The 10271-nt window shown below is 44.7% G+C and carries 11 protein-coding genes and 1 tRNA gene; 5 read left to right on the top strand and 7 right to left on the bottom strand.

Annotation, left to right across the window (positions count from 1 at the left end; all coding sequences use genetic code 11):
- Nucleotides 1-72 precede the first annotated feature (72 nt).
- Nucleotides 73-594 carry a Dps family protein gene (locus RDV49_RS03015; RefSeq protein WP_003009034.1) on the bottom strand — a complete coding sequence of 174 codons (522 nt, stop codon included), beginning with the start codon at nucleotides 592-594 and terminating at the stop codon, nucleotides 73-75.
- Between the two features lie 154 nt (nucleotides 595-748).
- Here RDV49_RS03015 and RDV49_RS03010 point away from each other — a divergent pair, with 154 nt between their 5' ends.
- On the top strand, nucleotides 749-1219 hold the full coding sequence (locus RDV49_RS03010) for a COG2426 family protein (RefSeq protein ID WP_003002130.1): 471 nt from the start codon (nucleotides 749-751) through the stop codon (nucleotides 1217-1219).
- 78 nt (nucleotides 1220-1297) lie between these two features.
- Here the strand turns inward: RDV49_RS03010 and tsf are convergent, their stop codons facing one another.
- Entirely contained in the window at nucleotides 1298-2338 is a 1041-nt protein-coding gene (tsf, locus tag RDV49_RS03005; RefSeq protein ID WP_003001949.1) for a translation elongation factor Ts, read from the bottom strand.
- Nucleotides 2339-2420: 82 nt separating this feature from the next.
- A complete protein-coding gene (gene rpsB, locus RDV49_RS03000; protein ID WP_003002189.1) occupies nucleotides 2421-3203 on the bottom strand; it encodes a 30S ribosomal protein S2 in 783 nt (260 codons plus the stop codon).
- A 264-nt stretch (nucleotides 3204-3467) separates the two neighbouring features.
- Between rpsB and RDV49_RS02995 the strand changes: the two genes are divergently transcribed.
- Nucleotides 3468-3538: transfer RNA gene (locus RDV49_RS02995), tRNA-Cys, on the top strand.
- Between the two features lie 144 nt (nucleotides 3539-3682).
- Entirely contained in the window at nucleotides 3683-4441 is a 759-nt protein-coding gene (locus RDV49_RS02990) for a hypothetical protein (protein ID WP_003009036.1), read from the top strand.
- Nucleotides 4442-4677: 236 nt separating this feature from the next.
- Here the strand turns inward: RDV49_RS02990 and nusG are convergent, their stop codons facing one another.
- The 3 genes from nusG to rpmG form a co-directional block, all read right to left on the bottom strand.
- Nucleotides 4678-5214, bottom strand: coding sequence for a transcription termination/antitermination protein NusG (nusG, locus tag RDV49_RS02985; protein WP_003009038.1), 537 nt, complete (start codon nucleotides 5212-5214; stop codon nucleotides 4678-4680).
- Nucleotides 5215-5627: 413 nt separating this feature from the next.
- Nucleotides 5628-5804, bottom strand: a complete 177-nt coding sequence (secE, locus tag RDV49_RS02980) for a preprotein translocase subunit SecE (RefSeq protein ID WP_003002261.1) — start codon at nucleotides 5802-5804, stop codon at nucleotides 5628-5630.
- Nucleotides 5805-5813: 9 nt separating this feature from the next.
- Nucleotides 5814-5966 (bottom strand): 50S ribosomal protein L33, encoded by a 153-nt coding sequence (rpmG, locus tag RDV49_RS02975; RefSeq protein ID WP_003009043.1) that lies wholly within the window; start codon nucleotides 5964-5966, stop codon nucleotides 5814-5816.
- Between the two features lie 144 nt (nucleotides 5967-6110).
- Between rpmG and ypfJ the strand changes: the two genes are divergently transcribed.
- On the top strand, nucleotides 6111-7025 hold the full coding sequence (gene ypfJ, locus RDV49_RS02970; protein WP_003009045.1) for a KPN_02809 family neutral zinc metallopeptidase: 915 nt from the start codon (nucleotides 6111-6113) through the stop codon (nucleotides 7023-7025).
- A gap of 41 nt (nucleotides 7026-7066) precedes the next feature.
- Here ypfJ and pbp2a read toward each other — a convergent pair whose 3' ends face one another.
- Nucleotides 7067-9301: a penicillin-binding protein PBP2A gene (gene pbp2a / locus RDV49_RS02965; RefSeq protein ID WP_003009047.1), complete on the bottom strand. Its 2235-nt coding sequence runs from the start codon at nucleotides 9299-9301 to the stop codon at nucleotides 7067-7069.
- A gap of 103 nt (nucleotides 9302-9404) precedes the next feature.
- On the opposite strand from pbp2a, the gene RDV49_RS02960 reads away from it, so the two are divergent.
- Nucleotides 9405-10268, top strand: coding sequence for an RluA family pseudouridine synthase (locus tag RDV49_RS02960; RefSeq protein WP_003009050.1), 864 nt, complete (start codon nucleotides 9405-9407; stop codon nucleotides 10266-10268).
- Nucleotides 10269-10271: the final 3 nt, after the last annotated feature.

Here is a 10271-nt window from a genome sequence, read left to right as displayed (position 1 = left end):
ATTCCTTTAATTAGTGGAAATCTCCTACAAACCAAAAAAATAGAAGCCCACGGCTTCTATTTTTTTATGATCTTATAATCCTGGTTCTTGACCAAGTTCAGCAGCCACCATCCAAATGTTCTTTTCAAGTTCTGCTTTAGCCCCAACAAAGATATCGTTGGTTACATCGTCGCCTTCAGCATCGGTAACATTCAAAGCTTTTTGGTAAAGGCCATCAAGGTAATGGAAGATTTCAAGAACACGTGTCAAGCTTTCTTCTACATTTTTTGTAAATGTTCCACGGCGTTCTTCAATATTGCTGTGTTCCAAAAATTCAGTCATGCTAGAATATGGCGCACCACCAAGAGTGATCAAGCGTTCGCTCACTTCATCTAAGGTTGCATCCAAGCTGTCCATGTATTCGTCCATTTTTGGATGCCAAACCATAAAGCCACGTCCACGCATATACCAGTGTACTTGGTGAAGGGCAATGTGAGCCACGTAGAGATCTGCTACGACTTGGTTCAAGAGAGCTTTTGTTTCTGGAAGAGTTTCTTTATTTGAAGGTGCAAAAGTTGCTACATCAGTAGCTGCTTCATGTTTCATAGTTGTCATGTCATTTCTCCTTTTTATAATGATTCTAATTAACTATGTCTTTATTATATGCTTCCTCCACCAGAAAGTCAAGATAAAAGATTAAAAAAGATCATAGTTGTCAATTGAGAAAAGATACGATAGAATGAAGAGGACTAATCGAAAGGCATAACCAATGAAATATATCTTTACCTTCCTGATCTCCATGGTTCCCCTCGTTGAATTGCGCGGAGCCATCCCTTTTGCCATTGCAAATGGCATTCCTTTATGGACAGCGCTCCTCATTGGAGTGATCGGAAACCTTCTCCCAGTCCCTCTGATCTTCTTTTTCGCCCGCCATATTCTTACTTGGGGGGCAAAAAAACCAATTATCGGAGGCTTTTTTAGCTGGTGTCTCAATAAAGGCCATAGAGGCGGACAGAAATTAGAAAAAGCTGCGGGTGACAAAGGAATCTTCTGGGCCCTATTGCTCTTCGTTGGAATTCCTCTTCCGGGGACTGGGGCTTGGACTGGGGCCCTTGCAGCTTCTATCCTTGACTGGGACTTCAAACGCAGTAGCCTCGCAGTCATGCTCGGAGTGATACTAGCCGGCCTCATCATGGGAACCCTGTCCCTGCTTCTAGGAATCGATACCTTCGCACATTAACCAAAAGACTGAAGCAACGCCTTCAGTCCTTTACATACAAAAAAGAGGTTTCGAAGGAAACCTCTTATTTTTTTATTCTTAGTTGTTAAGAGCTGCTGCCATTGTAGCTGCAACTTCTGCTTCAAAGTCATTTGAAGCTTTTTCAATACCTTCACCAACTTCAAAACGAACGAATTCGATAACTGAAGCATTTACTGATTCAAGGTAAGCTTCAACTGTCTTGCTGTCATCCATGATGTAGACTTGTGCAAGAAGAGTGTAGGCTTGGTCAACTTTTGTGTTGTCCAAGAAGAAGCGATCCATTTTACCTGGGATGATTTTATCCCAGATTTTTTCTGGTTTACCTTCAGCCGCCAATTCAGCTTTGATATCTTCTTCAGCTTGAGCAACCACTTCGTCAGTCAATTGTGCTTTTGAACCGAATTTCAAGTGTGGAAGAGCTGGTTTACCAACCATTGCACGGCTTTCGTTATCTTGGTCGATGACGTGGTTCAATTGTGCCAATTCATCTTTCACGAATTGTTCATCCAATTCTTTGTATGAAAGAACAGTTGGTTTCATTGCAGCGATGTGCATTGAGATTTGTTTAGCAAGTGCTTCGTCTCCACCTTCGATCACAGAGATAACACCGATACGTCCACCGTTGTGTTGGTAAGCACCGAAGTGTTGTGCATCTGTTTTTTCAAGCAAAGCAAAACGACGGAATGAAATCTTTTCACCGATTGTAGCTGTTGCAGATACGTATGCAGCTTCAAGAGTTTCACCTGAAGGCATTGTCAAAGCAAGAGCTTCTTCGTTGTTAGCTGGTTTACCTTCAGCGATCACTTTCGCTGTTGCGTTTACCAATTCAACGAATTGAGCGTTTTTCGCAACGAAGTCAGTTTCAGCATTCACTTCAACAACTGCTGCAACATTACCGTTGACATAAACACCAGTCAAACCTTCAGCGGCAACACGGTCAGCTTTCTTAGCTGCTTTAGCCATACCTTTTTCGCGAAGCAATTCGATCGCTTTTTCGATATCACCTTCAACTTCAACCAATGCCTTTTTAGCGTCCATGACACCGGCACCAGATTTTTCACGCAATTCTTTTACAAGCTTAGCTGTAATTTCTGCCATTTTTGTTCTCCTATATTTTTTAATAAAATAAGAGGGTCGGGCTGAGCCCTGCCCTCTTAGGTTCGTTACTTATTGAATGAAATTAAGCGTTGTCGCCTTCTACAACTTCAACGATTTCTTCGATTGAATCAGCTTGACCTTCAGTAGCTGCCAATTCAGCTTCTACTGTAGCAACACTGTCTTCACCTTGACGTCCTTCGATAACAGCGTCAGCCATTTTCGCAGTGATCAATTTAACAGCACGGATAGCGTCATCGTTCGCTGGGATGATAACATCGATATCATCTGGGTCAGTGTTTGTGTCGACCATCGCTACAACTGGGATACCCAATTTCTTAGCTTCTTTAACAGCGATTTGTTCTTTATGTGGATCCACAACGTACATTACGTCTGGGATACGAGGCATGTCTTCGATACCGCCCAAGAATTTTTCAAGACGAGCGCGTTGTTTGTTCAACAATGCAACTTCTTTCTTAGGAAGAACTTCAAAAGTTCCATCTTCTTCCATGCGTTTGATTTCTTTCAAACGAGCGATACGTTTTTGGATTGTTCCCCAGTTAGTAAGAGTTCCACCCAACCAACGGTGGTTGATGAAGTATTGACCTGCACGAACAGCTTCTTCTGCAACAGCATCAGCAGCTTGTTTCTTAGTACCTACGAACAAGATCACTGCATCATTTGCAGCTGCATCACGCATGAAGTCGTATGCTTGGTCTGCGTATTTTACAGTTTGTTGCAAGTCGATCACGTGGATTCCGTTACGTTCTGTGAAGATGTACTTAGCCATCTTAGGGTTCCAGCGACGAGTTTGGTGACCGAAGTGTACACCAGCCTCAAGAAGTTGTTTCATTGAAATTACTGCCATGAGTAGTTTCTCCTTTTTTGTTTTTTTCTCCTCTCTCAGACGTCAACTTGCAGCACGACCACAAGGGCAACGGTGCCACAATGGATCCGAGATGAGTATTTGCTGTCTTAGACAACTCTATAAGTATAGCAGAAATCCCTAGAATTCGCAAGCTATTTGAGAGATTTTTTCAATCCCTACGATGAAATGGTTTTCTAAAGTTGTTTGACGTAAAAAGTTTTTCTTGACCTATCTTTATTTTTAGGTTACAATATTATATGTTATGGCGGTATAGCCAAGTGGTAAGGCACGGCTCTGCAAAAGCTTGATCGTCGGTTCAAATCCGTCTACCGCCTTGATAATAAAATTTTTTATCATCTTTTATCTTTTAAAAATTCCCCTAGCAATAGGGGGTTTTTTTGTTGCCATTTGCTCCTTTCCTTGATTATTGATATAATAAAACCTCGCCTGATTGGCGAAGCACATTAGAAAGGGTATTTATGAAAAATATTCGTTTCTTTGCGATCGGCCTTCTTTCACTAGTGACACTAGCCGCTTGCTCACCTGCCAATTCTGCGCAACCAGCAAAAACAGCTTCTAGCTCTAGAAAACCGATCAAACAATCTTCTACCAAAACATCATCTAGTAAATCGTCGAGCACTTCTTCAGACAGCAGTAGCTCAGATGATTTTTCAGGCCGCTTCAGCTTGGATCCAGATGATGGCGCATCTCTCCAATATGTGCCAGGAGCTGCATCCATTCCTGAGATCGAAAAGCTCAAGAACCTCCACCCTACCACCGGTTTTGTATTGAGAACCGAAGATGGACAAGAGGTTGGTGGGCCAAAAGAAAGAAGCAGTTACGATGACGTAGTTGCAGCCTTTGGTCAACCCGTAAGTAGTACAGACAGTGCGAATCCTGGCGATGGGGTCAATGTTTGGGCAACAGACAATGGCGATATCATGGCTTTCTTCCGCAATAATGTGTTAACAGATATCACCTTCCGACTAAGAGGAGGCGATGCCAACCACCAGTCTACTGGCAGCATTTCCAAATCCGATACACCAAAAACGGCCCTCGAACGTCTCGGAAAACCCTATGCTATTATGCGTTCAGAAAATGGGACCAGCTATGTCTATAAAGATAGCAACGGAGATGAATCTAGCTTCTCTACACAAGGCAATAAGATCTTCAATGTTACGTCTACTGCAGAAACCAAGCAGTTAAAAAAGATCACTGGCCTGGATAAAAATCAATAACAAGCAATCAAAAGAGGCTGGGACAAAAGTCCTAGCCTCTCAATTATTTTTGGATTGTCGAGCAAGACGCAGTGGTTGAGTGCTCAAAGCACTGCTTTGAGGTGGCGGATAGAACTTGCGAAGCAAGTATCCTAAGTCTTTGTTCGCTTTTTAAGCTTCAAAGATGCCCTATGTTTCCTTTATCTGCAACCTTCAACAGTCTCCCAGACTGTTGAAGCTGTCCCACTCTCTCTTTCTTACAATTCAGCAATTTGGTTCAAATTCACTTCTGCAACTGTATCGTTACCGAACATAGAAATGATCATTTTCACCTTGTTGTTATCAATTTCAGTGATCTTACCAGTATAGTCTGTGAAGGCACCGTCGATGATGCGAACTGTGTCGCCCACCTTGACATCCAAATCAAACTCTTGAACGGTTTGACCCATAGAGAGCAAGATGCTGCGGATCTCTTCTTCCAACAATGGAGTTGGTTTTGAACGGTTCCCGTGTGATCCAACGAAACCAGTAACGTTCGGTGTATTCCGAACGACAAACCAAGCTTCATCTGTCATGACCATTTCTACCAAGACATAACCTGGGAAGCGGTTTTCTTCGATTTCTTTTGTTTTACCGTTTTTCTCAACTTGTACGGTTTGAGTTGGAATCTCTACGCGCAAGATGTTTTCTAACATATTGTAAGTTTGCGCACGTTGCAAAAGATTCTCTTTTACCTTATTTTCATATCCTGAATAGGTTTGTAGTACAAACCAGCCTTTATCAAAACTGTCCATTTGGGCATCCTTTCTTTCTGTTTAGCCTGCTCGAGCTTTTGTGAACATACTAAAAAAAGCCTCTTGGCTTTCCTTTTCCTAGCTTCATTATACCACATTTTGCAGGAATGCAAAGAGGTTTGCTGATTTATTTTTAAGAAAAGGCAATAAAAAGTGGGAGTGGGAAAGAACTCCGATATAAAAAGGTTGAAAAGGTTCCCCGAACCTTTTCAATCTTCCCACCCCCGCATAGCTCCAACAGTCTAGGAGACTGTTGGAGGTTGCAGATAAAGGAAACATTGTTTCCGTCCACATAGGCCATCTTTGAAGCTTAAAAAGCGAACAAAGATGCCAATCAACCACTGCGTCTTGCAGTTATTCCTATCCAAAATCAAAGGCTGGACAGTTGTTGCCCAGCCTCATGGCTTCTTTTCTTAAAAGAAATTGATCATGTGCAATAGGCCACGTGCAATGACTTTGTCGAACAAATAAATCAATGCAACAAAGAAAGCGGTGTACTCAATCACTGAGATAAAGTTTTTCCATCTTTCCTTGCGATTTGGCCAAGTTGTATCTTTTAGTAAGACGAAAATATCTTTAATGAATTTCACAACTCTCTCCTATCGTGTTTCTTTATGGATGGTATACTTGCTGCAATGCTTGCAGAATTTATTGACTTCTAGACGTGTTGGTTTTGGCGTCCCACTCAACTTAATGGAGTAATTGCGTGACCCACAAACCGTACACGCTAGACTTGCTTTTTTTAATGCCATAACGCCTCCGTTCACCCCATTATAGCAAGTTTTCTACATTTTGACAAGAACAGAAAATCTCCTGTCAAGAAAAAAGCAAATCTAAAGCGTTATCACTCTGGTTTTTGCCTCATTTTTGGTAAAATAAAACAAAAGGAGACGAATATGAAAAGTGATAACCTAAAAGAAAGTAGAAATATCGAAGATCGTCGAGGGCAAAGCTACTCCCAGTCTTCAGGCAATAGTAATCTTGGCGGAGGCATTTTACAGATCTTACTATCGCCGGGGAGCTTCAAGAGTAAGATCGTCCTCATCCTTCTTCTGGTTCTTCTAGGAGGTGGTGGCGCTAGTCTTGGGGGTCTCTTTGGAAATGGGACTTCTTCTCAACCTTACCAATCCACCCAAGTCACGCGCACCAACAAGACCCATGTCGACGATGCAGATGCTGAGTTCGTCAGCAAGGTCCTTGGTACAACAGAAGATCATTGGCACAAGGTCTTTCAAGCTGAAGGACGCACTTACCATGAGCCCAAACTAGTCTTCTATACCGGACGGACACAGACAGGCTGTGGGGTTGGGCAAGCATCGGCTGGTCCCTTCTACTGTCCGACCGACAAAAAGATTTATTTGGATATGAGCTTCTACAAGGAATTGACAACCAAATACAAGGCTAGCGGGGACTTCGCCATGGCCTACGTGATCGCCCACGAAGTCGGCCACCACGTACAAAATGAGCTGGGAATCCTTGGCAAATACCATCGAATGCAACAAGGTCTTTCTGAAAAGGAACGAAATGCTATCAGTGTCCGCATCGAGCTACAAGCCGATTACCTAGCAGGTGTCTGGGCCCGCTCCATTCAAGACCGAAACCTTCTAGATATCGGCGATATCGAAGAAGCCATGAATGCAGCCCATGCCGTCGGCGACGACACACTCCAGGAGCAAGCCTACGGCTACTCGGTACCAGATAGCTTTACCCACGGGACTTCAGAACAACGCATGCGCTGGTTCAAACGGGGCTACCAGTACGGGGATCTCCAACACGGCGATACCTTTAGCTTGTCAGATAGTGAACTCTAAATAAAAAACGATTCAGAAGAATTTCTGAATCGTTTTTTTGATTAGAAACCAAGCCAGCCTTTGAAGGTATCCCAAGCGTTTTTCGCTTTTCCTGGGATATCGGCCTCGTCGATTGCTTTCTTCGCATTATCGACCATATTCGACGCCTTTTCTTTGACATCCTCAAAGAAACCTTTGTCTTCTTTGCTATCTGTTTCTGTCGTTTCTTCTCCGACTGGTGCAATGCCGTTTTCAGCATAAGAGTTCTTCACCGAGTCAAACTGGGTACCGTCTGTATAAGGCAGGACACTGTTGGCAACATTGCGGAAGATCTCGGACGCCGTTCCAGCACTACTGTCCGTCAGGTAGTGATTTTCATCGGTCGTTGGGAAACCAAGCCATTGACTGATGACCACATCTGGTGTGTAGCCGATCACCCATTGGTCTCCAGAGAGGTCCTTGTTAAAGCTGGTCTCTGTCGTACCGGTTTTCCCTGCCATGGTATAGCCATAAGGCGCAGCGTTAACCCCTGTACCATTACTGAAGGTACCAAGCATCATATTGGTCATCTTATCTGTCGTTGAACCACTAAGCACTCGGGTTGATTTCTGGCTGTGGCTCTTGACCACTTGACCACTGGCATTTTCGATCTTGGTAATGAGGTGAGCATCATTCATGACCCCGCCGTTAGCAAAGGTACCATAGGCCTGAGCCATCTGCATCGGATTGGTTGTCACACCAGCTCCCAAGGCAACGGCAAGAGACTTGTCTACCTTGTCCATATTGAGTCCGAATTTTTTCCCGTACTCAAAGACCGTATCAAGACCCAAATCATTAGCGGTCGCTACGGCTGGAAGGTTAAGGGATTCTGCCAAGGCCTGGTACATCGGTACCGTTGGACTAGACTGGATTCCCGCATAGTTATTGACCTCATAGCTTCCATATTGGGTGGTACTATTGTCCAATTCCTTATTTGTCGACCAACCTGCCGCAACAGCTGGGCTATAGACAACCAAAGGTTTGATGGTTGATCCTGGACTACGGGCAGCCTGGGTCGCATAGTTATAGCTACGGAAACCTGGATTTTGATCGCTTCCGACACGCCCTACGAGAGCCCGAACCCCTCCGGTCTTAGGATCAAGGGCGACACTACCAGATTCCGCGCGCGTGCCGTCTTCTGCCACTGGGAAGAGGGCCGTATTGTCATAGATCACCTGCATGCTTGCTTGGTAATTTTGATCCAGCTCGGTGTAGATCCGGTAGCCATTTTTGACAATATCTTCTTCGGTGAGACCGTATTCATTGACCGCTTCATTGATGACCGCATCAAAATAGGATGGGTAGCGATAGTCCTCTGACTTGCCTTCATAGGCATCGACCAGCTGACCATGGATATCCACAGCCGCCGACTGATCAGCCGTTTTCTGGTCAATATAACCAGCCGCCACCATATTTTGGAGGACCGTATTGCGGCGATTGGTCGCATTCTCTACCGAATAGAGCGGGTTATAGATTTCAGGTCCCTTGAGCATACCGGCGAGAACAGCAGACTGATCCAGGCTTAATTGACTGGCTGAAACCCCAAAATACTTCTTGGAAGCATCCTCAATTCCCCAAACCCCATTTCCAAAATAGGCATTGTTGAGGTACATGGTGAGGATTTCTTTTTTGCTGTATTTCTTATTGATTTCAAGCGCCAGGAAGAATTCCTTGGCCTTACGCTCCACCGTCTGGTCCTGAGACAGGTAAGCATTCTTGGCTAGCTGCTGAGTGATAGTCGATCCACCACCTGAGCGACCTAGGGTCAAAATCGCTAAGAAGAAGCGACCATAGTTGATCCCGCTATTCTTGTAAAAGCTCCGGTCCTCTGTTGCGACCACGGCATTTTGCAGATTCTCACTAATGGCATCGAGTTCGACGTAGGTTCCTTTTTGCCCGGTCAAACTTCCCGCCTGGTCCCCATTCTTATCATAGATAATGGTGGTCGCCTTCAGTGCATTCTGCAAATCCTTGACGTTGGTCGTCTTAGCAAGGTAGAAGAGATAGCCCCCTGTCAAGAGGCTAAAGCCTAGCCCAATGATCAGGAGAATCTTGGTCAAATGGAATCTGCGCCAAAAACGACGGAAGGGATGCTGAGAGAGAGGTTTGCTTCTGTGCTTGCCTGAGCGACTATAGGTCGGCTCTACTGTCTCTTCTGGTAGTTCCGTGTCTGGCACTTCTTCTGCCACCGCTTTGGGCGGATGATCCTTTCTAAAAAAAGTGATCAGGTTTTCAAATAATTCTTTTATTCTATTCATACCTGTTATTGTAACACCTTATCCTTGTCCTAGCAAGAAAAGATGGCTCATCCCCTTCTCTCATTTAGTTTTCTTTAAGCTTAGATTTTGCTACAATAGGGTCATGAACTATCAATTTACCATTCCACAATCCTTTCCCCAGATGACTGTGAAAGAGTTGCTTGAGGACTACTTCCTCATTCCCCGTAAGATCCGGCATTTTTTACGAACCAAGAAACACGTCTTGGTCAATGGCGAGACCATCAACTGGCAGAGCCCCGTTCAAAAAGGAGACCAGATCCAGCTGATCTTTGACGCGGACGATTACCCTGAAAAAGAGCTCCCAGCCGGAGACCCGAGTCTGGTCGAAGAACTCTATCAGGATGAGCATGTCATCATCGTCAATAAGCCTGAAGGCATGAAAACCCATGCCAATGAGCCGACAGAAATTGCTCTTCTCAACCATGTTTCCAGCTATGTTGGATCCACCTGCTACGTCGTGCACCGGTTAGATAAGGAAACCAGCGGAGCGATTTTATTTGCTAAAAATCCTTTTATCCTGCCCATTCTCAACCGCATTTTAGAAGACAAAAACATCCAACGCGAGTACTGGGCCTTGATCCAAGGCAGCTTAGCACAAAGAACCATCGTCTACAAGGATAAAATCGGACGCGATCGCCACGATCGGCGCAAGCGCCTGGTCGATCCACGAAAAGGTCAGTATGCAGAAACTCAGGTGACGCAACTGAAAAAAATCGGGCGAAACAGCCTGGTCAAATGCCAGCTCAAGACGGGGCGCACCCATCAGATCCGGGTGCATCTCTCCCATCATGGGCACCCGATTGTCGGAGACCCTCTCTATAACCCTGCACGCGGAGAGCGACTCATGCTCCATGCTCACCGCTTGACCTTTACCAATCCATTAACCCTTGAAACCATCCAAGTCGAGGCCCCTTCCAAGAGTTTCGAAGAAGGGTTGAAAGACTAAAAA

The organism is Streptococcus parasanguinis, from assembly GCF_031582885.1.
Classification (GTDB): domain Bacteria; phylum Bacillota; class Bacilli; order Lactobacillales; family Streptococcaceae; genus Streptococcus; species Streptococcus parasanguinis_M.
The sequence above is the reverse complement of the archived record's forward strand: the minus strand, read 5'-3'. Positions and strand labels throughout refer to the sequence as shown.